This window comes from Flavobacterium facile (assembly GCF_036321945.1).
In the GTDB taxonomy this organism is placed as follows: domain Bacteria; phylum Bacteroidota; class Bacteroidia; order Flavobacteriales; family Flavobacteriaceae; genus Flavobacterium; species Flavobacterium facile.
On record NZ_JAZAYT010000032.1, the window covers coordinates 125,060 to 149,829 of the forward strand.

Annotated in this window: 19 protein-coding genes; 8 read left to right on the forward strand and 11 right to left on the reverse strand. The window is 31.7% G+C overall.

Annotated elements, in window-relative coordinates; translation table 11 throughout:
- The first annotated feature begins 3 nt into the window (after positions 1–3).
- The 3 genes from nuoL to UEQ13_RS08405 are packed head-to-tail and all read left to right on the forward strand — an operon-like array spanning position 4 to position 4,695.
- On the forward strand, positions 4–1,884 hold the full coding sequence (gene nuoL, locus UEQ13_RS08395; RefSeq protein ID WP_329805899.1) for an NADH-quinone oxidoreductase subunit L: 1,881 nt from the start codon (positions 4–6) through the stop codon (positions 1,882–1,884).
- Entirely contained in the window at positions 1,884–3,314 is a 1,431-nt protein-coding gene (locus UEQ13_RS08400) for a complex I subunit 4 family protein (RefSeq protein WP_329805900.1), read from the forward strand. Before nuoL ends, UEQ13_RS08400 begins: the two co-directional genes overlap by 1 nt.
- A gap of 13 nt (positions 3,315–3,327) precedes the next feature.
- Entirely contained in the window at positions 3,328–4,695 is a 1,368-nt protein-coding gene (locus UEQ13_RS08405) for an NADH-quinone oxidoreductase subunit N (RefSeq protein ID WP_329805901.1), read from the forward strand.
- Between the two features lie 260 nt (positions 4,696–4,955).
- On the opposite strand, the gene UEQ13_RS08410 is transcribed toward UEQ13_RS08405, so the two are convergent.
- From UEQ13_RS08410 to UEQ13_RS08435, 6 genes are all read right to left on the reverse strand, one after another.
- On the reverse strand, positions 4,956–9,800 hold the full coding sequence (locus UEQ13_RS08410) for a choice-of-anchor D domain-containing protein (protein WP_329805902.1): 4,845 nt from the start codon (positions 9,798–9,800) through the stop codon (positions 4,956–4,958).
- A 374-nt stretch (positions 9,801–10,174) separates the two neighbouring features.
- On the reverse strand, positions 10,175–11,323 hold the full coding sequence (locus UEQ13_RS08415; protein WP_329805903.1) for a beta-ketoacyl synthase N-terminal-like domain-containing protein: 1,149 nt from the start codon (positions 11,321–11,323) through the stop codon (positions 10,175–10,177).
- Complete coding sequence (gene bioA / locus UEQ13_RS08420) at positions 11,317–12,594, reverse strand: adenosylmethionine--8-amino-7-oxononanoate transaminase (RefSeq protein ID WP_329805904.1); 1,278 nt, start codon at positions 12,592–12,594, stop codon at positions 11,317–11,319. The genes UEQ13_RS08415 and bioA overlap by 7 nt, the downstream gene beginning before the upstream one ends.
- Before the next feature lie 94 nt (positions 12,595–12,688).
- Complete coding sequence (gene bioD, locus UEQ13_RS08425; RefSeq protein WP_329805905.1) at positions 12,689–13,309, reverse strand: dethiobiotin synthase; 621 nt, start codon at positions 13,307–13,309, stop codon at positions 12,689–12,691.
- 88 nt (positions 13,310–13,397) lie between these two features.
- On the reverse strand, positions 13,398–13,805 hold the full coding sequence (locus tag UEQ13_RS08430; protein WP_329805906.1) for a putative signal transducing protein: 408 nt from the start codon (positions 13,803–13,805) through the stop codon (positions 13,398–13,400).
- A 12-nt stretch (positions 13,806–13,817) separates the two neighbouring features.
- Entirely contained in the window at positions 13,818–15,005 is a 1,188-nt protein-coding gene (locus tag UEQ13_RS08435) for an aminotransferase class I/II-fold pyridoxal phosphate-dependent enzyme (RefSeq protein WP_329805907.1), read from the reverse strand.
- A gap of 103 nt (positions 15,006–15,108) precedes the next feature.
- Between UEQ13_RS08435 and UEQ13_RS08440 the strand changes: the two genes are divergently transcribed.
- The gene (locus UEQ13_RS08440) at positions 15,109–15,612 is read left to right on the forward strand and encodes a DUF2975 domain-containing protein (protein WP_329805908.1); all 504 of its coding nucleotides are present in this window, start codon (positions 15,109–15,111) and stop codon (positions 15,610–15,612) included.
- Positions 15,613–15,614: 2 nt separating this feature from the next.
- Positions 15,615–15,821, forward strand: a complete 207-nt coding sequence (locus tag UEQ13_RS08445) for a helix-turn-helix domain-containing protein (RefSeq protein WP_329805909.1) — start codon at positions 15,615–15,617, stop codon at positions 15,819–15,821.
- Between the two features lie 118 nt (positions 15,822–15,939).
- Here the strand turns inward: UEQ13_RS08445 and UEQ13_RS08450 are convergent, their stop codons facing one another.
- From UEQ13_RS08450 to UEQ13_RS08470, 5 genes are all read right to left on the reverse strand, one after another.
- Positions 15,940–16,221 (reverse strand): F0F1 ATP synthase subunit epsilon, encoded by a 282-nt coding sequence (locus tag UEQ13_RS08450; RefSeq protein WP_329805910.1) that lies wholly within the window; start codon positions 16,219–16,221, stop codon positions 15,940–15,942.
- 74 nt (positions 16,222–16,295) lie between these two features.
- Positions 16,296–17,807, reverse strand: coding sequence for a F0F1 ATP synthase subunit beta (atpD, locus tag UEQ13_RS08455; RefSeq protein ID WP_166130007.1), 1,512 nt, complete (start codon positions 17,805–17,807; stop codon positions 16,296–16,298).
- A 152-nt stretch (positions 17,808–17,959) separates the two neighbouring features.
- Positions 17,960–19,807, reverse strand: coding sequence for a glutamine--fructose-6-phosphate transaminase (isomerizing) (gene glmS / locus UEQ13_RS08460; protein WP_329805911.1), 1,848 nt, complete (start codon positions 19,805–19,807; stop codon positions 17,960–17,962).
- Between the two features lie 12 nt (positions 19,808–19,819).
- Positions 19,820–21,625: a DUF4270 domain-containing protein gene (locus UEQ13_RS08465; RefSeq protein ID WP_329805912.1), complete on the reverse strand. Its 1,806-nt coding sequence runs from the start codon at positions 21,623–21,625 to the stop codon at positions 19,820–19,822.
- Between the two features lie 5 nt (positions 21,626–21,630).
- Positions 21,631–22,437, reverse strand: a complete 807-nt coding sequence (locus UEQ13_RS08470) for a glycogen/starch synthase (RefSeq protein ID WP_329805913.1) — start codon at positions 22,435–22,437, stop codon at positions 21,631–21,633.
- A 96-nt stretch (positions 22,438–22,533) separates the two neighbouring features.
- On the opposite strand from UEQ13_RS08470, the gene panC reads away from it, so the two are divergent.
- The 3 genes from panC to UEQ13_RS08485 are packed head-to-tail and all read left to right on the forward strand — an operon-like array spanning position 22,534 to position 24,731.
- Complete coding sequence (gene panC, locus UEQ13_RS08475) at positions 22,534–23,382, forward strand: pantoate--beta-alanine ligase (RefSeq protein WP_329805915.1); 849 nt, start codon at positions 22,534–22,536, stop codon at positions 23,380–23,382.
- 36 nt (positions 23,383–23,418) lie between these two features.
- Entirely contained in the window at positions 23,419–23,769 is a 351-nt protein-coding gene (gene panD / locus UEQ13_RS08480) for an aspartate 1-decarboxylase (protein WP_166075636.1), read from the forward strand.
- Positions 23,770–23,771: 2 nt separating this feature from the next.
- Complete coding sequence (locus UEQ13_RS08485) at positions 23,772–24,731, forward strand: lysylphosphatidylglycerol synthase transmembrane domain-containing protein (protein ID WP_329805916.1); 960 nt, start codon at positions 23,772–23,774, stop codon at positions 24,729–24,731.
- The last annotated feature ends 39 nt before the right edge of the window (positions 24,732–24,770 follow it).

The window sequence follows — 24,770 nt, forward strand, 5'->3', positions numbered from 1 at the left end:
GAAATGAATACTACTATATTACTCTTATTATTTGCACCACTTGTAGGTTTTTTAACTACGCTTTTCTTAGGAAAAAAGTTAGGAAAAACAGTTTCTGGGGCAATTGGAACTTTAGCCGTTGCACTTTCATTTGTTGCAACTCTAACATTATTTTTCAGCATTAACGCTGACGGAAAAGCAATTACTTTCCATTTAGCAGATTGGTTTTCAATCGGAAATATAAAAATTAATTTCTCCTTCTTATTCGATCAATTATCAGTTTTATGGTTATTGTTTGTAACTGGAATTGGAACTTTAATTCACATCTACTCTATCAGCTATATGCATGAAGACGAAAATATGCACAAATTTTTCTCTTATTTAAATTTGTTCGTATTCTTCATGATCACTTTAGTAGCTGGAAGTAACTTACTAATTATGTTCATTGGTTGGGAAGGCGTTGGATTATGTTCTTACTTACTAATCGGATTTTGGTATAAAAACCAAGATTATAATGATGCTGCGAAAAAAGCATTCATTATGAACCGTATTGGAGATTTAGGTTTCTTAATTGGAATTTTCATCTTAGGTCATACATTTGGTACTTTAGAATTTTTAGAAATAAAAGCCTTATTAGGAAAAGATGTCATCTCTCCTAGCCTATTATCAATCGCAGCTTTATGTTTATTCATTGGAGCTTGTGGTAAATCAGCACAATTACCTTTGGCAACTTGGTTACCAGACGCAATGGCTGGACCAACGCCTGTTTCTGCATTAATTCACGCAGCAACAATGGTAACGGCTGGTATCTTTATGATTACTAGAATGAATTTCTTATTCGACTTAACTCCAGATATTCAAAACGTAATTGCAATTGTTGGTGCTATCACAGCAATAGTTGCAGCATCAATTGGTTTAGTTCAAAACGATATTAAAAAAGTATTAGCTTATTCTACTGTTTCGCAATTAGGTTTAATGTTTTTAGCATTAGGTTTAGGTGCTTATGAAGTAGCCGTATTCCACGTAATAACTCACGCTTTCTTTAAAGCTTGTTTGTTCTTAGGTTCAGGTTCTGTAATTCACGCGTTACACGGAGAACAAGACATGAGAAATATGGGTGGTTTAAGAAAAGTGATGCCAATTACTTTCTGGACGATGATGATTTCTACCTTAGCGATTTCAGGAATTTTCCCATTCTCAGGATTCTGGTCTAAAGACGAAATTTTAATGACAGCTTTCCACGGAAATATTCCATTATGGATTATTGGTTCGATTGCTTCTATTATGACTGCATTTTATATGTTCCGATTGATGTATTTAACTTTCTTCAACGACTTTAGAGGAACTGAAGAACAAAAACATCACTTACACGAAAGTCCAGCATTAATTACTATTCCTTTAGTAATTTTAGCAACATTAGCTGCAATTGGCGGAGCTATTAGCTTACCAGGAAACAGTTGGTTAAATCATTATTTAGCACCATTATTCAAAAAACATGAAGCGCATCATTTAGATGGTCAAGCTTATATGTTAATGGCTATTGCAACTGTTGGAGCTTTAGTTGGAATTGGTATTGCTTATTCTAAATATTTGAAGAAAAAAGAAATTCCAGTAGCAGATTCAGAAGTACAAGGTTTACACAAAGTTTTATCGAACAAGTATTATTTAGATGAAATTTATATGGCAACAATTGTGAAACCAATCTATATGATTTCTAGTTTTGCTAAAAAATATGTGGAGAAATTCATTTCTAAAGCAGTTATTGGTTTAGGTGGTGCCACTTATGCATTATCTATAAAAGGGAAGAAAATTCAAAATGGTAATATTGGTGTGTATTTATTCGCATTCATATTCGGAATGGTTGGGTTTTTAGTTTATGTATTTATAATTCGAGATTTAAAATAATGGATATTAGTATCGTTTTAATTGTATTATTAGTTGGCGCTTTTGTCACCTATTTATCTGGAAACAAGTTCGCTTCTAAAATAGCTTTAGTTTCAAGTATTGCTGCTTTCGGAGCATCACTATTGGCTTTAAATGCTTATCAAGCTGGCGAAAATTTAGATGTAAATTTACCTTGGATTACACAACTAAACATAAACTTCGCTTTACATGTTGATGGTTTATCTTTAGTGATGTTATTATTAACAACAGGTTTGTTACCACTAATTATCTTATCTGGATTTATCACAAAATTTGAAAATTCAAAATCAATATATGCCTTAATGTTGTTCATGGGATTTGCTATGGCAGGAACATTCTTAGCATCAGACGGGTTTTTATATTATATCTTTTGGGAAATTGCTTTAATTCCGATTTATTTCATCGCCTTAAATTGGGGTAACGGAGATTTAGAAGAACGTAAAAAAGCGATTTTAAAATTCTTCATTTACACGTTTGCAGGTTCGTTATTTATGCTTTTAGCATTCATTTACTTATACACAAAAGGGGGAAGTTTTGACATCAATAAATTATATGCTTTACCATTAACTCATGTTGAAAAAACATATATTTTCTTCGCGTTCTTTTTAGCGTATGCGATTAAAATTCCATTAATTCCTTTCCATACTTGGCAAGCTAATACCTATAGCAAAGCACCAGCAGTTGGTACCATGTTATTATCTGGAATTATGTTGAAAATGGGATTATATAGTGTTTTAAGATGGCAATTACCATTGTCTGATAGTGCTGCTAAAGAATATATGCCAATTATTTTGGCATTATCAATTGCTGGAATTATTTACGGTGCTATTGTAACTTTAAAACAAAAAGACATTAAGAAATTCTTAGCGTATTCTTCTTTATCACACGTTGGATTAATTGCTGCAGGTTTATATTCTTTAACTATTGAAGGATTTCAAGGTGCGGTTTTACAAATGGTTTCTCACGGTATTGTAATTGTTGGATTATTTTATGTTGTAGAATTGATTTACAGCAGATATAACACGTACGAAATTAAACAAATGGGTGGAATCAGAATTCAAGACACGTATTTCGCCTCATTATTTATGATTATCATGTTGGCTTCTGTGGCTTTACCAACAACTTTCAACTTTATTGGTGAATTCAATTTACTATATAGTTTATTTAAAGTAAACATTTGGTATGCCGTAATTGCAGGAACAACTATTATTTTAGGAGCGTTTTATATGTTAAGAATGTTTCAAAAAGTAATGTTAGGTTCAGAAACAAAAACGTTTCATAAAATATCAAAACAAGAAAGTATTGTTTTAGTAATTGTAGTAGGTTTAACTATTTTCTTCGGATTATTTCCACAACCAATTATCGATCTAATTACGCCAAGTTTACAATCAATTTTAACACAAATTAAATAATAATCAATTTAAAATGACTACATTAATTGCTATAATAGGAATCGGAATATTTTGTTTATTAGCAGAAATAATGAATCTAAAAAAGATTATTATTCCTGTGTCAATTGTGTCTTTGATGGCATTATTTGGTTTAAATATTACTGGTCAATTACCTGAAATAACAGGCTACGAATCTATGATTGAGGTGAATAAATTCTCAGTTGCCTTTTCAAGTTTGTTCATATTATTAACGGCTCTTTTAATTTTAATGAGTGCGCCGAGTTACGCTAAAAGTTCAAAATTATCTGACTTCATTTCTATAAAAGTATTTATGCTTTCTGGAGCTGTGGCTATGGTAAGTTTCAGTAATATGGCAATGTTTTTCTTAGGTATTGAAGTGTTATCTATTGGATTATACGTGTTAGCGGGAAGCGACAGATTAAACATTAAAAGTAACGAAGCCGGAATGAAATATTTCCTAATGGGTTCTTTTGCATCAGGAATTTTATTATTCGGAATTACGATGTTATATGGTGCTACAGGAACTTTTGATGTAGGAACTTTATACGAAGCTTCTATTTCTGCAAGTACAGAATTTTGGTTTTACATTGGTGTGATTTTAATTACCATTGGAATGTTATTTAAAGTTGCGGCTACTCCAATGCACTTTTGGGCTCCAGATGTTTATGAAGGTGCGCCAACTCAAGTAACGGCTATAATGAGTACGCTTGCAAAAGTGGCGGCTATGGCTTCTTTCTTTAAATTGATTACGATTTTAAACAGTCAAATGTTATACAGTTATACACAAGTAATAGTAGTTGTAGTAATTGCAACGATGTTATTTGGTAACGTAATGGCTTTACGTCAGAAAAAAGTAAAACGTGTTATTGCATATTCTGGTATTTCTCATACTGGGTTTATGTTAATGACATTATTAAATATTAACTCTGCAGAAAACAACCTTCTTTTTTACGCTACTTCTTATGCGATTGCAGGTTTAGCAGCGTTTTCAGTAATTTTATTCGTGGTTAAAAACGAAGACAACGACTTTATTGATAACTTCAATGGATTAGGTAAAAAACATCCTTTAATGGCTTTCGTAATGACAATTGCTTTATTGTCTATGGCAGGAATTCCGATTTTAGCAGGTTTCTTTGCGAAGTTTTTCTTATTGAATCAAATTATTTCAAGCGGATTTATTGGTTTAGCAATTGTAGCGATTATCAACTCGATGATTGCAGTATTTTACTACTTCAAAATTGTGGTGGCGATGTACACGAAAGAACCAACTTACGGTAAAGTTTACGCCAACCATTCTGAATATTATATTGTAGGAATTGTAGCTACTGTTTTATTAGTGCTTATTGGTATCTTCCCAGATGCGATTATGAATTTGATTTAAGACTAAAATAATTTTATAGAAAATCCCAACTTTTAGAAATTAGAAGTTGGGATTTTTATTTTAAAGATCGTGCTGAAAGGCACGCAGCTTTAAAGGATTTGAAGGATTAATTCGAAATGGATTAGTGATGTGGATGGTGTGAGATGCTTACAGCATGACAAGAATGAATTGAACTCTTAAGAAAGACAAACCAATTATAACCAAAAATCCCAACCTGCTTACCAAGTTGGGATTAATTATTAGAATTATAAATCATCTTTTTATTTTATACTTATTTTTTTACTAAAACTTCCGTTAGAAGTTTCCACTTTTACAATATAAACTCCTGTACTGTTTGAAGTCATTGGAATTTGAATGTTAGCTTGATTTTCATTTCTCACATCCCAAGTATTTACCAATTGTCCTACTAAATTATATAAATACACATTCTTTACCGTTACGTTAATGTCTTCATTTGAAATTTGTACTACTTGATTGGTGTTTTCGTAATTTACAACAAGTGTTTCATTTGTATTTTCTTCTTTATTTAAACTATCGTTACTTTGTTTAGCTATAACATTTGATGAACTTCTGTTTGTAAAAGTTAAATAAAATCTATCATTATGAACTCCTACTTCTAACTTAACTTTAAAAGGTTGAGTTTTAATATTATGAAAAATTCCAGTTTCATTATCAAAAATGAATATTTTTCTATTTAAATCAAAATTTTCAACATCATCTAAAACAATTTCTACATAACCATCTTGATTGGTTTTTATACTGATTGGATGTCTTTTTAAAGGATTGAAAAAACCTACACCTTGTATAATTAAATTTGTTTCTTGGCTTCTAAAAAACATATCGTTGGGTTGATCATCTAAATGTATACCATCATAACCAGGATCAAAATTATCTGAAGCTCTTTCATTCATAAATCCTAATAAGATTTGTCTGTGGAAATTATTCGTTGAATTAAATCCTAAACGAATTTTTCCAAATTTACGAACTGAATAAGCATCATTTGCATTTGTTACAACATTCGGATTAGCATGTACACTTTGATTACTATTTTTGAATATCTCAAAAGATGATGGATCATTTTCTTTCACAAATAATCTTTGAGAATTATTAAATGTAATAGTTCCACCTGTAGCACTTCCGAAAACAAAAAACGATTGTCCTACTGGAATAAAACGTTGTGCGATTTTAGTATTTCCTCCTAAACCACTAATTCCAGGTGGTGCAATTGGAGGAGTTCCACCAACTTTTGTATAAGCTGCGTATCCACCTTGATAACCTTGTAATACATGTGTATTATTTAACGCTGACTGTTCCCAGAAATATAAAGTTCCGTTAGTCGCCCCTGAAGGTCCGGCTAAAGAACTTACATTGTCATCAATAAACTTATCTGCATCCAAAGCAGAAGCATAAGGATTGCCACTTAAATTTAAATTATTTGCTGAAATTGGGTTAGTAATTGTACCATTAAATGGTTTTCCTACGAATGTATAATTTTGTTTTGGTGTTAAAGCTCCACTTCCTTTCATTGTAAAACCTTGAGAAGGTCTTAATGTACCTGTTTCTAAAACTTGAGACCAGTTTGCATAAACTCCCGTAACATTTTGAAATGTCCATATCCAAAAACGCGCTACACTTATTGGACTTGTTGGTGCACCATTATAACCACCTACCCAATTGATTGGAGTTGGACTTGCAGGATTGGTACCATCTCTCATTACAGAAGCTACCGTGTAATTATTATTATTAACACTACCGTTAATTGGCCCTACTGGAGAAGACCAGTAATTATAGTTGAATAAGTTTGAAACTCCTTGTTGGTCTCTTTCAATCCAACCATCACTTGTTGGTTCTAAATCACTTTGAGTAGTTTGTACCAATTGTGAACGACCCACTAAATCAACTACTCCATCTAGTAATAAATACCAATCGTTTTGTAATTTGTTATCGTTAGTCATATTAATCGAAACTCCTGGATTTAAAAATAATCCTAAATCTGTTGAATTTGAAGTTTCTGTAATATTATGCGCTACGTTTACAATTGACCAATCGTAATCCATAATATCCATGCCTCTAATTTCTTTTGTTGGACTATTTACAGCTGTTGCGAAATCTCCAGTTCTTTCGGTTAAGAATGGCATAGGCGCTTGTTGTAAATTAATCACTTTATGGTTGAAAATTTTTGTTCCTACCAAATCAATTGCTGGCGTAGATAAATCATCAATAATGTCATCTTTATAAACATCCATTCTGTAATATCTTACCAAATTAACAAATGGTAAAGTCCCTACATCTTTTGGCACTACCTCTCCTCTAAGTTGAGTCGCGTTATTTCTAACTTCTTGGTACACCATTCTTTGTAATTGCGCATCTGTTAATCCGATATTGAAAACACGAACTTCATCCATTTTTCCTCTGAAATAGTTGGTAGCACTAATAGGATTTTTTCCTAACGTTAGTACAGAAACATCTACAGCAATGTTTCCCGCTAATGCTTGAGAAGCTACTTGTAATCCGTTTAAATATAATCTCACACTTCCGCCAGAATAAATGGCTGCCACATGATACCATTGATTGGTATTTAAAGCCGTATTGAATGTAACCGTAGTTCCATTTACAGTAGCTTGTAATCTTTTAATGTTAGATACTTTTAATTGGAAATTATTTTGTCCGACAATTACACCATCAGCATTATATCCGTTAGCTAAATTCACCCACGACATTAAAGTTGCAGAAGGCAAACCACCTAAAACAGGAGTACTTTGAGCGTAATCGTTTCTACCATCAAATTCTAATAATAGTTTTCTGTTTAAATCCCTTGGTGAACCGAAATAAGCCGTGTTGGTATCAAATGCATCAACAATTCCGTCTTTATCAACATCTGTGTTACCATCAATGATCCCGTCGCTATTAGCGTCTAAAGAAGCATAAAGTGTATTGGCAATATCAAAACTTCCGTTGCTTGTTACATCTAAATAATTTGGAGAACCGTCACCATCAGTATCTAAAACATAGTTTAAAAATGGAGCGCTATTTAATCCTTGATCTAAGTTACCATAGACATTAAAACCATAATCGTATAAATCTAAAATTCCATCTCCATAACCTTCATCTACACCATCGCCGTTAGTATCTTTGCTTCTGAAAGTTTCTGTGTCGGCACCATCGCCTTTTCCATCTCCAGTAATATCTCCATCACCATTCACAAAACCTGAAACCGCATTCGCATTTCCAGCACCAGATTCATCTACATCAAAAATGGCATCATTATCAGAATCTAAATCCATATAATTTGCAGCACCATCACCATCAAAATCAGGAGCAGATAAAATTCCTTCGGCACTATCATGTAAACCATTAGCATTAGCATCCATCCAAGCTACATCCATTCTTCCTTTTGCATTGCTTAAATTCCCTAAACCTACTTCAATAATATCTTCAATTCCGTCGTTATCAGAATCTAAATCGAAAACATCCGCCACACCATCTAAGTCTAGATCACATAAAGCTTGTGTAATTAAAATATCATCTAAAGCTAAGTCGTTTCCTAAACCACCCGTTTCGTTATTGATAAAAGTCACGTTAAAAGCATCCACGTTTAAGTTTAAACTTGCTGTAAACTGTACCCAATCTCCAGCTAAATTAGTTGCTGTTGTTGGTGCAATATTACCTGTACTAATTGAAGTTAATAGATTATTATTTGCATCTCTGAATTCTACTCTTACGTTTGGACGTAATCTTGTAGCGATACCAGGCGCATTTGTTCTATCAATATTTAACACCCAAAAACTATAGGTAATTGGAATATTTGGTAAAGCGCCAGTAATAGAAGCCGTGTAAAAAATTCCAGGAGTATAAGAAGCATTAAAAATAGCCATTCTTCCGTTTACATCACCCGTGTGATCTCCACCCATGTGCCAATAGCTTGGTGCCCAAGATGCGATTTGACAACTTGATGCTACGGCATATTCTCCATCATTTAAATCAATTGAACTTAAAGTTGGACAAGCAGCTGTGTTAGGCGCGCCTATTCCGTTTTCATAGCAATAAGTAGTAATAGCGTTATAAGTTGTATTAATTGTTGTTCTTGTTCCTGCGCCAAAACTTTCATTTAAAAATTTATAGTTTACTTTTGGGCCATTGGCATTATTACAGTTTGTTTCTTCAATTGTATCTCGAATCCCGTCATTATCATCATCGATATCTACATTATCAAATATTCCATCTCCATCACTATCAAAAAAAGTTTGAATACAAGTTCCGATTAAACTATAGTTGTATGGATTTTCATTTGAATCGTCATTTACAATTGAAATAGTTGCTGTTTTTGTTCCTATCACCAAAGGATTGAATGTTACTACAAAAGAAGTGTTTCCTCCCGGAGCGACAATTGCAGCAGGAGCAGTTGTAATAGAAAAATCTCCAGGATTAGCTCCTGAAAATGTTATCGCACCTAAATTTAAATTAGCAGCCCCTGTATTGTGTACAAAATAAGTTCTCATTATGCTTCCACCAACAGATGTTGAACCAAAATCAGTAAAATCTACTATTGATGGAGTGATATCCCCATCAACAATAGAATTCCCATTTCCTCGAACATCCATTTCTGGAGCAGAAATAGCATTTCCTCTGATTGCATATACGTAAGTTAAAGCACCTCCATTATTTGTATATCTAACAGTAATAGTAGCGTTTTTGAATCCTGCTGGAGCAGTTGGGGTAAAACGAATTACTAAATTTGGAGAAAAAACAGCTCCTAAACCATTTAACAAACTTCCTCCTGTTGGACCTGAAATAATAGAAAATTGAGCCGCACCTGTACCCGAAATAACAACTGCCGGATTAGCGAAAGTAATTCTTCGCGAACTACTTGTTCCGCCAACTCCATCATTTCTTAAGACAAAAGTATTATCTTGAGTAGAACCAATATTTACATTTCCGAAATCAGTAAAATCTGCTAGACTTGGAGTGATATCACCATTCGCAATAATAGCACCATTTCCAGATATCACTAAATTTGCATTTTGAGAAAAACTTACTGAAGTAAGTAAAAAGAAAACTATTGTAGTTAATAGAAATCTTGTAAAAGGAGTATTTTTTTTAATCATATCCGGGGAAGATTTGAGGTTAAACTAAAGTCAATGCATTTTCTATTATTTTATTGTTACTGAATTATTATTTTATTTCTATTTAAATTAAAAATATTTTAGTTATTATGTTAAAAGTATGTATTTTATTCTATTAAAAAAAGTTAATTCTGTTAAATATTTATATTTTGAATGTTTTGTTTGAATTTTTAATAATTTAATTGTGTTTTGTTAAGATTTTATCTGCTAAAATTTTATAATAGAAAAGAATCGATAATTTGTTTTAGAAATCGAAATAAAACAAATAAAAGATTGATAAAATAAAGAAGTTTATTTTATCAAAGAAAAAGAATCACAACAAAGAGTTGCATTAAAAAAAAATTAAGAGTAAAAAACTATAATTCTATTAAAACAGAAACTGCATTTCCGCCAAAACCAACTGCATTTACCAATATTTTTTTAAGTTTTTTTGAATTAGAATTTTTATAAAAAGGAGAATTTATAAAATGCTGATTTTGTAACATTAAAATAGCTAATTCAATGCTTAATAATCCGGAAGTGGCAAAAGTATGTCCCACTTTCCATTTGTTTGAAGTTAACATAGGTAAGTTATTTCCAAAAATGATTTTTATGGCTTCGAATTCTGTACTATCCCCTTTAATTGTTCCAGGTGCGTGCATCACAATTGCATCAATTTCTTCCAATACATTAGAACCAATAGCCATTTTCATAGATTTTTGAAAACATTTAGCATCTGAAGAAATGGACGTACTACTTGATAAAACTTCCGTTGCAAAACCAATACCTGTAATTTTTGCAACAGCGTTTTCTGAAGAAAGAGACAAAGACAAACAAGCTGCCGCCTCACCTAAAACCATAGTGTTCATGGTTTTTTCAAAATCTAAACTTCTGTTAGCTAAAGCATTTTCTTCATTAGAATAGACTTTTAAAGCAGATAATTGACTTAAGGTAAATGGTGTTAATGGCGCTTCACTTGCTCCAACCAAAAACTGATTGGACATTCCAGATTGCAACCAAGCAATACCATTTAATAAGGCATGCAATCCAGTTGAACACGTTATAGAATGTGAAATTTCTGGACCATCCGTTTGTAAATCGTGTGAAACCCAACTAGAAATATTCCCTAAAGTTGTGGCTGGAGAAGTAAACGTAGAAACGGTTCCTTCATTTATAAAATCAGAATGATGTTTTTCAAATAAAGTCGTAGCACCACGTGATGAACCAAAATTAATTCCGACATTTTTATCTGAAAAATGACTGTTTTCGAAACACTTTCTAGCCACCAAAATAGCCATAACGACTGATTTATCTAGATGTTTGTATTTAGAATCAGAAGTTATTATTTCTTCCAGAAGTTGATTTTCATTTTCTGAAAACTTAGAAACCCAATAGTGTTTCTGGTTGGCATCCATTTTTTGAAACAAAGAATTTTCATGTAAATAATTGTTCCAAATCTCAGCAGAAGTAGTTCCTAAAGCAGAAATGGAAGCAATTGAATTAATAAAAACAGGTTGTTTTAACATGGAATCTCGTTTAATGCTTGTTCGATGGTGTTGTAAATTTGTTGTAAACTTTCTTCAGAAATAATATAAGAAGGTAAAATATAAATGATATTTCCCACTGGGCGCAAAATTACACCTTTCTCAATGAAAAAATTATAAAATTGATTACGTAAATTACTATAATAGTCTTGTTTTTGGGAAACTTGAACTTCTAAAGCAAAAATAACACCTAAAACTCGAGTAGTTTTTACTTTATGATGTTGTGAAATATGTTTTTCAAATTGAAGATGCGAAGCGTTAATCTTAGCTATATTTTCAAAAATTTCTGGATTCTTCAATAATGAAATACTTGCCAAAGCTGCCGCACAACCTGTTGGATTAGCCGTAAAAGTATGCCCGTGAAACAACGCATGATTGACATTATCGCTCACAAATCCATCAAATATTTCTTGTGTAAAAGAGGTAATTGCCATTGGAATGGTTCCACCAGTTAGTGCTTTACTCAAACACATCATGTCTGGCTGGTTTTCCAAATAATCACATGCGAATAGTTTTCCTGTTTTTCCGAAACCTGTCATCACTTCATCTGCGATAGCAAACACATCGTTTTCTTTACAAATTGAAAGCAATTTATCTAATTCCGAAGCTTCGTACATAACCATTCCGGCTGCTCCTAAAACCAAAGGTTCAAAAATAAAAGCTGCAACTTCATTCTCTGAAATTGCTTTTTGTAAAGCTAGTTTAGAAATTTCTTCATTCCCTTTTGTTGGAACTGGAATTCTGATTACATTAATTAAAGCATCTTGAAAAGCTTCTGTAAACAAACCAATTCCACTTACTGCCATCGCTCCGAAAGTATCGCCGTGAAAAGCATCTTCAAAAGCAATAATGGTATTTTTCATTACACCTTTATTATAATGAAATTGAAAAGAAGCTTTTATCGCCACTTCCACCGCAGTCGAACCATTATCAGAATAGAAAAACTTTCTTTGATTGGAAGGTAAAATTTCGACTAATTTCTCTGCTAATTCTACCACAACATTATGTGTAAAACCGCCAAATAAAACGTGTTCTAAAGTGGTAAGTTGTTTATAAATCGCATCGGCAATAAATGTATTACTATGTCCGAACGGATTCACCCACCAAGAAGCAATCGCATCAATATATTGTTTTCCGTTTTCATCCCACAAAAACTCATCTTTACCTTTTACGATGGCTGGAAAATGAGAATGAATTTTATGTTGTGTATAGGGATGCCAGTTGTATAAACTATCTTTTTCTGAAAGTGTCATAGTAATTTTTAGAAAATAGAAAATAGAGGCAAGAAAAAATACTCCTGTAAATTCTAAAATTATTTTGCAAAGATAAAGGCTATTTTTCTATAATCTATCCTATTTTTTGAAGATTTTCTCTAAACAAATCGGCGTAATATTTTATTACATTTTGGTCGAAATACGGTTCGTTGTCAATTCTTCCAATCATAGGAACATTTGTTTTTTCAAGAATAATAGTTTCTGTAGCTTTATTTTCGTCTCCAGAAAAAACAATTCCTGCTACATCTAAATTTCTTGATTTTAATATTTCGATAGTCATTAACGTATGATTGATACTTCCCAAATAATGGCGAGAAACCACAATGACTTTATAATCAGGCTGAATTAAATCGATGACACAATCTGCATTATTTAAAGGAACATAAATTCCACCAGCGCCTTCAACTACTAAATGATTTGAAGTTGTTGGTTCGATAATTTTCTTTAATTCAATTGTAATTCCATCAATTTCAGCAGCTAAATGCGGACTTGCAGGCGTTTGCAAAGCATAAGCGTTTTTATGGAATTTTGTAGTGGTATTTGAGACATACTTTTCTACTTTATTCGTATCGGAATTATCTAAATCGCCAGCTTGAATTGGTTTCCAATAATCGGCTTCTAAAGCTTCTACAATAATTGAAGAGGCGATGGTTTTGCCTACATCAGTTCCAATTCCTGTTATAAATAGTTTCATAAGTTTTATTTAAACGCAAAGTTCGCAAAGAATTCGCAAGGTTCGCAAAGAAGTGTCTTAATGTTTTGTGAAAATTTGGATAATAAATTTAAAATTCAAAATTACAGCTTTCGCATTTGTATTTTTGCTTCGAAAATAATGGCATTGACAGGGTGAGAAGTCCATAAACAAAAGCAAAAAAAGATTTCACATCTTTAATACTAGTTACCATTGTAATGGTAGTAGAGCCACAATTCGGACAAGATAATAATTCACCTTTATCATTAACAGAATATTCCGGAATAGCATCTAAAATTTGTTTGGCTTTCATGACATCTTCAGATTTCACAAATAACTTTACGCCACCAAGAGCATTACTTAATAATGGATCGGTGTTAATTGTGTTTTCATTTTGCAAAAAAACTTCTACACCTTCAGATTCTAATTTTCCTTTAAATAAATACGCTTCAGAAGTGTATTGGTAATTAGCAATTTTGTGAAATTTAGAATTTTCCATAAATAGTTTTCATTAAAAGACTAAGTTACTCAATTCTATCAACACATCTTGCATTTCTTTTTCTGTATTATACGAATGCAAACAAAAACGCAATCTTTCTTGTCCTTCCGGAACAGTTGGTGAAAGAATGGCTTTCACTTCAAAACCTTTTTCTTGTAATTGAGAAGCGATGTGTTTCACTTTTTCATTTCCTGGAATAATAGCAGAATGAATCGCCGACTTACTATATACAAATAAAGGTTTAATACCTAATAATTGCTTTTGTTGATTGAAAAAATTGATATTTTCTTTTAATTTTTGAAGTTCTGTCAATTGATTCAAATTTTGATATGCTACTAAAATTGTTGCTACTGAATGCGGTGAAAGTCCGGTTGTATAAATAAAACTTCTAGCGAAATTGACTAAATATTCTTTTAAACTAGCACTTCCTAAAATTGCGGCGCCGTGACAACCCAAACCTTTTCCGAAAGTCATGATTCTGGCAAATATTTTATCTTGAAGATTTTGAGATTGCACTAAACCTTCCCCTTTATCTCCAAAAACACCTAAAGCGTGCGCTTCATCTACCACTAAAAATACTTTATATTTTTCTGAAAGTTGCACTAAAGTTTCCATATTTGGAGCATCGCCATCCATGGAGAAAACGGATTCTGTGACGATATAAATAGTTTGAAGCTGGAAGCTGGAAGTTGGAAGTTCCCCTTCAACAAGCTCAGGGTGAGAAGTCTGAAATTTACTTAATAAAACTTCTAAATCTTCATAATCATTATGTTGAAATTTGTATGATTTGGCATGACTCATTTGAATGCCATCACGAATAGAAGCGTGACACAATTCGTCATACAGTATAATATCATTTCTTTGTGGAACAGCGCTAAAAAAACCGACATTCGTATCGTAACCTGAATTAAAAATTAAAGCAGTTTCCGATTGATGAAATTCAGCAATATAATTTTCTGTAATAGTATATAGATTATGATTTCCAGAAATTAATCGAGAACCTGTTGCGCCATTAATTTTTATGTCGTTATCTACTAAATATTGGTGAGTCACATCAAATATTTGATCGTTTTTAGCGAAACCTAAATAGTCGTTGGATGAAAAATCGATTCCATTTGTGGGAACAGGCAATTTTCGTAAAGCGTTTGTTTCTGTACGAAGGTTTAATTTATGTTGAAGTGCATTTGGGATTTTTTTCATGAAGTAAAAATACGAAAACGAAAATTAAAAACATAAAATTTAAATTTTTATTGTTATTCGATAATTTTTTATTATTTTTGAATATTAATTTAAACTAAAAATCATGAGAAAACTAAATTTCCTAAAAACAATTGTTGATTATTTGTGGATGATTTCATTAATAACATATCCTCTTTTACTACTATTTTCAATAATTACAATTTTCAATAATGAAGTGTTTGATGTTCCAATAAAACTATATGGTAACGAAGTAATATTAGATTCTGTTATTCATAAAATAGGCTTCCTAATTTTAGTAAGTGGCTTCAGTTTAGTTATCCTAGCAATTTATAATTTCAGAAAATTATTAAGACTATTACAAGAAAAGAAAATATTTGAAACTGAAACTTCTTCCTTGTTTTATAAAATTGGACAATTAATTATTTACTTTTCATTTATAGACATTATTGTTGAGACAATTTTAAATTTATCAAAAAACAATGTGATTCTAAATATTGGTTTTGGAACTTTCTTAAGTTTTCTTTCATTAGGATTGTTTTTTATTGTGTTAAGTGAAGTTTTTAAAATTGGACAAAAAATAAAAGAGCAAAACGAACTAACCATATAGCTATGGCAATTATAATTAATTTAGATGTAATGCTTGCCAAACGAAAAATGCGTTCTAACGAATTGGCAGAAAAGTTAGATATGACTTTAGCGAATTTATCAATATTAAAAACAGGTAAAGCAAAGGCAATTAAATTTTCGACATTAAATTCAATTTGTAAAATTTTGGATTGTAAACCCGAAGATATTATTGAATATATAGAAGATTAGATAATCTCATAGAATTATAAAAAACACCCCATCCTAAGGGCAACCCTCTAAAAAAGGGGAATAAAAAATCCCGATAAGAAAACACTTATCGGGATTGTTATTTTAATAAAAAACTGAATTAGTCTGCTAAAACAATTACTTTATTGTTATTCATTTCTATAGTACCAGAGTTAATTGCTAACCAATATGTTTGCTCGTTTACTTTAGTAAATTTAGCTAAATTGGCTTTATCAATATTAAAACTAGTTGCATTAATTTTTACGTTTCCTTTTTGAAGAATCGAAACTACTGCAGCGTGATTATTTAACATTTGAAACTCGCCATTGATTCCTGGAACCGATACAGATGTAACTTCTCCTGAAAATAAGGTTGCTTCTGGTGATACTATTTCTAAAATCATAATTTTATTAGTTTTCAGTCTCAGTTTTCAGTCTCAGTTACTGCTAACTGATACTGTTTACTGAATACTTATTATTAAGCTTCTGCTAACATTTTTTCTCCAGCTTCGATAGCTTCTTGAATACTTCCTTTAAGGTTGAAAGCTGATTCTGGGATACGGTCTAATTCACCATCCATAATCATATTAAATCCTTTGATAGTATCTTTAATATCTACTAAAACACCTGGAATTCCTGTAAACTGTTCTGCTACGTGGAAAGGTTGAGATAAGAAACGTTGTACTTTACGAGCACGAGATACGACTAATTTATCTTCTTCAGATAATTCTTCCATACCTAAAATCGCGATAATATCTTGTAATTGTTTGTAACGTTGTAAAATTTCTTTTACTCTTTGTGCACAATCATAGTGCTCATCACCTAAAACATCTGGAGTTAAGATACGAGAAGTAGAATCTAATGGATCTACCGCTGGATAAATACCTAACTCAGCAATTTTACGAGACAATACTGTTGTAGCATCTAAGTGAGCAAATGTTGTTGCTGGAGCAGGGTCAGTTAAATCATCCGCAGGTACGTAAACCGCTTGTACAGATGTAATAGATCCTGTTTTTGTTGAAGTAATACGCTCTTGCATTACCCCCATCTCTGTTGCCAAAGTTGGTTGGTAACCTACTGCAGAAGGCATACGTCCTAAAAGTGCAGATACTTCAGAACCCGCTTGAGTAAAACGGAAAATGTTATCTACGAAGAAAAGTACGTCTTTTCCTTGTCCAGTTCCAGCTCCATCACGGAAATATTCCGCAATAGATAATCCTGATAAGGCTACACGAGCACGAGCACCAGGAGGCTCATTCATTTGTCCGAAAACGAAAGTAGCTTTAGACTCTCTCATTCCTGGCATATCTACTTTAGATAAATCCCATCCTCCATTTTCCATAGAGTGCATGAAATCATCACCATATTTAATAATACCTGACTCTAACATCTCACGAAGTAAGTCATTTCCTTCACGTGTTCTTTCTCCTACTCCTGCGAATACTGAAAGTCCACCGTGACCTTTTGCGATATTGTTAATTAATTCTTGAATCAATACTGTTTTACCCACTCCAGCACCACCGAATAAACCAATTTTACCTCCTTTTGCATAAGGCTCAATTAAGTCAATTACTTTAATACCTGTGAATAAAACTTCAGAAGAAGTAGCTAAATCTTCAAATCTTGGTGCAGCACGGTGAATAGACATTCCGTTATCTCCGTCTTTAGGTAATTCCCCTAAACCATCGATAGCATCACCAATAACGTTGAATAAACGACCATAAACATCTGGTCCAATTGGCATTTTGATTGGATTTCCTGTTCCAACCACTTCAGTACCTCTTGATAAACCATCAGAAGAGTCCATTGAGATAGTACGTACTGTATTTTCCCCAATGTGAGATTGTACTTCTAATACTAATTTAGTACCGTCTTTTTTAGTAATTTCTAATGAATCATAAATTTTTGGAAGTTCACCGTTAGTAGTGTCAAACACTACATCTACAACCGGTCCAATAATTTGTGCAACTTTTCCTGTAACTTTAGACATTGCTTATGTATTTATTTAATAGCTATTTATATTTGAAAAAAACATACTTTTTTCAGAGTGCAAAGATAGTTTTTTTAGATGCAATTATGCAATATGTTTTTTAAATTTTTTTCAATAAAAAAGCGAAATAATTAATATTTCGCTTTTTTAGGTTATTCTACGGTCACTGATTTTGCCAAATTCCTAGGCTGATCCACATTACAACCTCTCAATACTGCAATATGATAGGATAGCAATTGCAATGGAATTGTAGTTAATAATGGTGTTAACGGTTCTGAAGTTTCTGGAATTTCAATTACGTGATCTGCTAAAGCTTTAACTTGAGTATCTCCTTTAGTGACTACGGCAATAATTTTTCCGCTTCTTGATTTAATTTCTTGAATATTACTTACAACTTTGTCGTAATGTCCTTTATTTGGCGCAATAACTATAACTGGCATTTGTTCGTCAATTAAAGCAATTGGTCCGTGTTTCATTTCGGCAGCAGGATAACCTTCTGCGTGAATGTATGATATTTCTTTTAATTTTAACGCACCTTCTAATGCAACTGGAAAATTAAATCCACGACCCAAATACAAAGCATTTGGCACATCTTTATAAATTTCAGCAATGATTTTAGCTACATCATTAGTTTGTAAAGCTTCTTGCACTTTTTCAGGAATCATTTCTAATTCTAACAAATAACGTTGGTAATCAGACTGATTCATTGTTCCTTTTGCTTTTGCTAAACGTAATGCAATAAGTGTAAGAATTGTAATTTGAGTAGTAAAAGCTTTTGTTGACGCTACGCCAATTTCTGGCCCAGCATGCGTATAAGCACCTGCATCCGTTTCTCTAGAAATAGAAGAACCAACTACGTTACACACTCCAAAAACGAATGCTCCGTTTTCTTTTGCTAATTTGATTGCTGCTAAAGTATCAGCCGTTTCACCAGATTGTGAAATTGCAATAACTACATCATCTTTATTTATAATCGGATTTCTGTATCTGAATTCTGAAGCATATTCTACTTCAACAGGAATTCTTGCAAATTCTTCGATCACATATTCGGCAACTAAACCGGCATGCCATGAAGTTCCGCAAGCGATAATTATTATTCTTTTCGCATTCGTGAATTTTTCTAAATTATCTTCCACACCAGACATTTGAATAATGCCTTTATTAGCTAATAATCTTCCTCTATATGTATCTTTAATTACGTTAGGTTGTTCGTAAATTTCTTTTAACATGAAATGTTCGTAACCACCTTTTTCGATTTGCTCTAAATTCATTTGCAATTCTTGAACGTAAGGATCTACTAAAGAATCATCTTTAATTTTACGAACTTTCATTGGTTTATTCAAACGAATAATAGCCATTTCTTCATCTTCTAAATAAATAGCATTTGAAGTAAATTCAATAAACGGAGAAGCATCTGAAGCTACAAAATATTCATCTTCACCAATACCAATTGCTAAAGGAGAACCTAAACGCGCACAAACTAACTCGTCTGGCTTATTTACATCAAACACTACAATCGCATAAGCACCAACCACCTGATTTAAGGCAACTTGAACTGCTTTTCCTAATTTCAAATCATCTGTTTTCTGAACGTCTTCAATTAAGTTAATTAAAACTTCCGTATCTGTATCAGAATGAAAAACATACCCTCTTTTAATTAATTCTTTTTTTAATGGCTCATAATTTTCAATAATCCCATTATGAACAATTGCTAATTTTCCAGAATTTGAAAAATGTGGATGCGAGTTTACATCATTTGGTACACCATGAGTAGCCCAACGCGTATGTCCAAATCCAATATGTCCTTCTGTAGATATTTCTTTAGCAACTTTTTCTTCTAAATCGGAAACTTTCCCTTTAGTTTTACAAAGTTTCAAATCTTTACCATCATATAAAACAAGTCCAGCACTATCGTATCCACGATATTCTAATCTTTTTAATCCTTTAATAATAATTGGATATGCTTCTCTATGACCAATATAACCTACGATTCCACACATATATATAAGAGTTTAGTTTGGTTTTGTATAATGAATTGTTAATTTTAGTTTTTTATCTGCATCAGCAGGAGAAGCTGGATTTGTTCCATGTAAAACAACACCTTCTTGTGACATTATTGAAGAAACAGGAAAATATGGAATATTTGGACCAAAAGGAAATGACACAGGAGTTTTATAATAAAAATTAGATGTTAGCGTAATACTTTCAGTAATACAAAGTCCTAATTTTACATTTTTATTTACATTAACATTACTACTATTAATAAGGTTATTAATATGTTGTGTAATTCTAATCTTGTATTTTATTCCTTTTTTAGTTATAGCATCTCTTTTGATTATACCTCCAAAACTCAACTTATTTCTTTTTGGGTTTGAATTGTTACTCGTATCAAAAGAATAATCAATTAAAGCTCTTTGATTGGTTGCGTCAAATAAATATAACCTTTCAGCCTCAACTTGATTCGCACCACCCATAGCTGTTTGATCTATATAAAATTCTAAATATGCATCATTAATCAACCAACCTTTTAATCTTAAAACATCTAATTCATCTGGAACACCATTTCCTGGGAGACCTGTACTTGGGTTTGTATATGGTAACCCATCTTTCCCTAACACATCAGCATCACCAAAAACATCCATATACACTACCGAACCCTTGCCACCTTTTAAAAACAAATTAGAATCTGAACCAAAAGTAGGATTTGTTGCTGACGCAGTTAACCCTGTATCGTAAGCACCTGAATAAGAATAATCTTGCAAGGAAACTGAATTTCCTCCTACATTCGTTCCTAAAGTCATGACAAGTGTTTTAGAAGTTGCAGCTGTTCCAGCAATTGCTCCAACATCAACAGAACTATAAAATAAATTTAATTTGGCATTATTAAAATTTAACATAGCCATAGCTCCTTCTTCACCAACAACTTGTTCTGTTTTGAAAAACAAACCTTTAAAATATTGTCTAAAATTATTATTATTAAACAAACTACTTGCTGACGCATCTAATATTTTCTTTTTGAAAAATTCTTTATTTAATGTTAGATAAATTCCTGGAGACAAACGTTCTTTAACAATTCTTAGAGATACATTATTTTGATCAGCTAAGACAACATCATTAGCATCCACGTATTCTTGAACTAAAGTCGTTGTATTAAATTTAGTTTTATAAATTACAATTTCTTCTTTATTAAAAAAGAATTGATCATTCTCCGCAAGATTTGGACTGTCATTTAATCGTGTTCCATTTTGAACAGAATTACCGCTACCATCATTCCCTCTTTTTAAATTATCAAAATCAATAGCACCGTTATTAGATGAACCATCCGTATGATAACGCTGATTAGTTTGAAAATCAGTATTTGAATCAAAACTATTTAAAAAATATCCGTTTTCGTATACACTTAATTTTATTTTACTTTCATTATCAGTACCAAAAATTGAATCTAAAGCATATTCTTTTGAACCGTCAGAATTTACAGTTTTAACACTACTAAAATAAGGAACATACAAAGTTACTTTTTCAACTTGCACACTTGTTCCAAATTTAGGTTGCGGACTTGCTAAAGACAATTGCGTTACGAAATTTGCCTTTGTTTCTCCAAAAAATGGATTTTTATAAATTCCAATTGGATTAATTGGCAAATTATTAGTTTGCACCTCATTTGTACGAATAGAATAAGCTTTTAAACCTACTTCATGCGTATCAAAATCAAAATGTTCATCGCCCACTAAATCCGCTCCAATTGTATTAAAATCTTGATCACAAGAAATAAATACCGTTGAAAAAACTAAAAATAAAACTGCTATTTTCTTTTTCATTATAATTATTGTACTTTATTTTTTAAAAACTCTAAATATGCTTCTTTAAACATTTCTTTCGGGGTGAAAGGTAAAAAAGGTTTTTTCGAAGTTTCTATATATTTTGTTAAATCTGCTGACAAGTCATTTGAAGCAATAATAATTCCATCAGAATGATCAATTGTAGCTTTCATTAAATTATTAAAAACCGGTTCTTTGTATACAGAAATAGCATCCGCAGGTAAATTATCAAAAGCTAATTTATTAATCATTTCTACGTCTAAAGTTCCTTCAAAATCATTATTGTATACCGATGTGATAATTTTTGTATCTTCAAAAATACCTTCGTCTTTATAGTAATGTTTTAAATAAACAGGTAATAAAGAAGCCATCCAACCGTGAACGTGGATAATATCTGGAACCCAATTTAATTTTTTTACGGTTTCAACTACACCTTTTGCAAAGAAAATCGCTCTTTCGTCGTTATCCGGATACAACACACCTTCTTCGTCAGAAAAAGTAGCTTTTCTTTTAAAATATTCATCATTATCTATAAAATAAACCTGAATTCTTTCTTTTGGGATAGACGCAACCTTAATAATTAAAGGCATATCCATGTCATTTACAACCAAATTCATCCCAGAAAGTCGAATTACTTCGTGTAATTGATGTCTGCGTTCATTGATATTTCCATATCTTGGCATAAAGATTCTTATCTGCCCTCCTACTTCATTTATCATTTTTGGCAGTTCATAAGAATGTAATGACACTTCATTTTCAGCTAAATAAGGCACTACTTCAGATGATACATATAATATCCTCTTGTCATTCATATAATAAATGTTATATTTTTGTTTAATATGCAAAATTATAAAAATTTATGGACTTATCTACTAAAATAGTAAGTTTGCACTTTATAATAATATCTTATGCACGTTTTTCAGACACAAATAGAGCTTCAATTCGAACTAAATAAAGCAAAAAATCAATCTAAAAATATAGGTTTCGTGCCTACTATGGGAGCTTTACACGAAGGACATCTGTCTTTACTAGAACAATCTTTAGCAGAAAATGAAATTACTGTTTTAAGTATTTTTGTAAATCCAACTCAGTTTAATAATGCCGATGATTTAAAAAAATACCCGAGAACTTTAGAAAAAGATGTAGAATTAGTAAAAAAATTAAATGAAAACATACTAGTTTACGCACCAAGTGTGACAGATATTTACGAAGGAAACACTATTTCTACTTCTTTTAATTACGATGGATTAGAAAATCAAATGGAAGGCAAACATCGTCCAGGACATTTTGATGGCGTAGGAACAATCGTAAAAAAATTATTCGAAATTGTAAAACCTACAAATGCCTATTTTGGCGAAAAGGATTTTCAACAACTTCAAATTGTAAAAAAACTAGTTTCCAAATACAAAATTCCAGTTAACATTGTTGGTTGTGATATTTTTAGAGAAACGACTGGTTTAGCAATGAGTAGCAGAAACGAAAGACTTTCTGAAAGCGCGAGAAATGAATCGAAATTAATTTATCAAATTCTTTCAAAAGCCAAAGAAAAATTTATTTCAAAATCAGCCAATGAAGTGGTTTTGTTTGTGGAAAATGAATTCAAAAAACATTCTAATTTTACACTAGAATATTTTGAAATTGCAGCCGAAGACACGCTTTTAACCTGCAAAAGAAAAGCAAAAAATAAAAAATATAGAGGTTTTATAGCCGTTTTTATTGAAAATATAAGATTGATTGATAATATTTCGTTAAAATAAATTATAAAATTTATTTGAATTAATTAACTTTGCAAAATGCAAATACAAGTAGTAAAATCCAAGATACACAGAGTTTCTGTTACTGGAGCCGATTTAAATTATATTGGAAGTATTACAATTGACGAAGCTTTACTAGAAGCGGCCAATATTGTGGAAGGCGAAAAAGTGGCCATTGTTAACGTGAACAACGGAGAACGTTTGGAAACTTATGCTATCAAAGGACCAAGAAATACAGGAGAAATAACTTTAAACGGACCAGCAGCCAGAAAAGTACATCGCGGTGATATTATTATCATTATCGCATACGGAATTATCGACTTTGAAGAAGCTAAAACATTCAAACCATGCTTGGTTTTTCCTAACGAAAAAGACAATTCTTTAACGTAGTTTTGAAAGCGAAATTAAGCAAAATTGCCTCTTTATTTATTCCGTTACTATTAGGTTTCGGACTTATTTATTATCAATACACCACATTATCCGTTGAAGAATTAAACAAAATTAAATCGTGTTTTCAACAAGCCGATTATTTTTATATTTTTCTATCTTTATTTATTGCCTTATTCGGATATTGGGCAAGAGCTTATCGTTGGAAATATTCCTTACAACATTTGGGTTACCAAACAGATTTTAAAAATGATTTAATGTCGGTTTGCGTTTCCTATTTTATGAATTTAACTATTCCAAGATCAGGAGAAATTACTCGAGCAGCTTTATTAAAAAGGTACGAAAATGTACCATTTGATAAAGGCTTCGGAACAATCGTAGCTGAAAGAATTGTCGATTTACTTATCTTTTTATTATTTGTTGGATTAGCATTTGTATTGCAATTTGAAAAACTATATGGCTTCATTAAACAAAAAATTGCCTTCGAAAAAATAATACTTTTCGGAATCCTCGGATTGATTTTAAGTATCATTTTTCTTTTAGTTTGGATTTATGCCGAATGGGAAATCATCAAAAAACTAAAAAACAAATTATCCGGATTAATTGAAGGGATGTCGAGTATCCTAAAAATGAAAGATAAATGGAAATATATTTTCTTTTCTTTCTTCATTTGGTTTTCGTATTTAGTGATGTTTTATGTCACTATTTTTGCTTTACCAGAAACTTCAAACATTGGTTTTGACATTATAATTATGGGCTTCATCTTTGGAAGTTTAGCAGTAGGCTTCACTAATGGTGGTTTAGGTGCTTATCCTTTAGCCATTGCTATGATTTTTTCTTTATACGGAATTTCGAATGACATAGGAACTGCATTTGGTTGGTTGGTTTGGACTTCACAAACTATTTTAACCATATTACTAGGTTTGTTATCTTACGCTTTTTTACCGCTCTACAATAAAAAATAATTAGTATATTGCTACATTATTTTTATTAAATCAATTTAT

Excerpts from the sequence above, each read along its gene's own strand:
- nuoL (WP_329805899.1), top strand. The coding sequence starts at position 4 with ATGAATACTACTATATTACTCTTATTATTTGCACCACTTGTAGGTTTT.
- UEQ13_RS08400 (WP_329805900.1), top strand. The coding sequence starts at position 1,884 with ATGGATATTAGTATCGTTTTAATTGTATTATTAGTTGGCGCTTTTGTC.
- UEQ13_RS08405 (WP_329805901.1), top strand. The coding sequence starts at position 3,328 with ATGACTACATTAATTGCTATAATAGGAATCGGAATATTTTGTTTATTA.
- UEQ13_RS08410 (WP_329805902.1), bottom strand. The coding sequence starts at position 9,800 with ATGATTAAAAAAAATACTCCTTTTACAAGATTTCTATTAACTACAATA.
- UEQ13_RS08415 (WP_329805903.1), bottom strand. The coding sequence starts at position 11,323 with ATGTTAAAACAACCTGTTTTTATTAATTCAATTGCTTCCATTTCTGCT.
- bioA (WP_329805904.1), bottom strand. The coding sequence starts at position 12,594 with ATGACACTTTCAGAAAAAGATAGTTTATACAACTGGCATCCCTATACA.
- bioD (WP_329805905.1), bottom strand. The coding sequence starts at position 13,309 with ATGAAACTATTTATAACAGGAATTGGAACTGATGTAGGCAAAACCATC.
- UEQ13_RS08430 (WP_329805906.1), bottom strand. The coding sequence starts at position 13,805 with ATGGAAAATTCTAAATTTCACAAAATTGCTAATTACCAATACACTTCT.
- UEQ13_RS08435 (WP_329805907.1), bottom strand. The coding sequence starts at position 15,005 with ATGAAAAAAATCCCAAATGCACTTCAACATAAATTAAACCTTCGTACA.
- UEQ13_RS08440 (WP_329805908.1), top strand. The coding sequence starts at position 15,109 with ATGAGAAAACTAAATTTCCTAAAAACAATTGTTGATTATTTGTGGATG.
- UEQ13_RS08445 (WP_329805909.1), top strand. The coding sequence starts at position 15,615 with ATGGCAATTATAATTAATTTAGATGTAATGCTTGCCAAACGAAAAATG.
- UEQ13_RS08450 (WP_329805910.1), bottom strand. The coding sequence starts at position 16,221 with ATGATTTTAGAAATAGTATCACCAGAAGCAACCTTATTTTCAGGAGAA.
- atpD (WP_166130007.1), bottom strand. The coding sequence starts at position 17,807 with ATGTCTAAAGTTACAGGAAAAGTTGCACAAATTATTGGACCGGTTGTA.
- glmS (WP_329805911.1), bottom strand. The coding sequence starts at position 19,807 with ATGTGTGGAATCGTAGGTTATATTGGTCATAGAGAAGCATATCCAATT.
- UEQ13_RS08465 (WP_329805912.1), bottom strand. The coding sequence starts at position 21,625 with ATGAAAAAGAAAATAGCAGTTTTATTTTTAGTTTTTTCAACGGTATTT.
- UEQ13_RS08470 (WP_329805913.1), bottom strand. The coding sequence starts at position 22,437 with ATGAATGACAAGAGGATATTATATGTATCATCTGAAGTAGTGCCTTAT.
- panC (WP_329805915.1), top strand. The coding sequence starts at position 22,534 with ATGCACGTTTTTCAGACACAAATAGAGCTTCAATTCGAACTAAATAAA.
- panD (WP_166075636.1), top strand. The coding sequence starts at position 23,419 with ATGCAAATACAAGTAGTAAAATCCAAGATACACAGAGTTTCTGTTACT.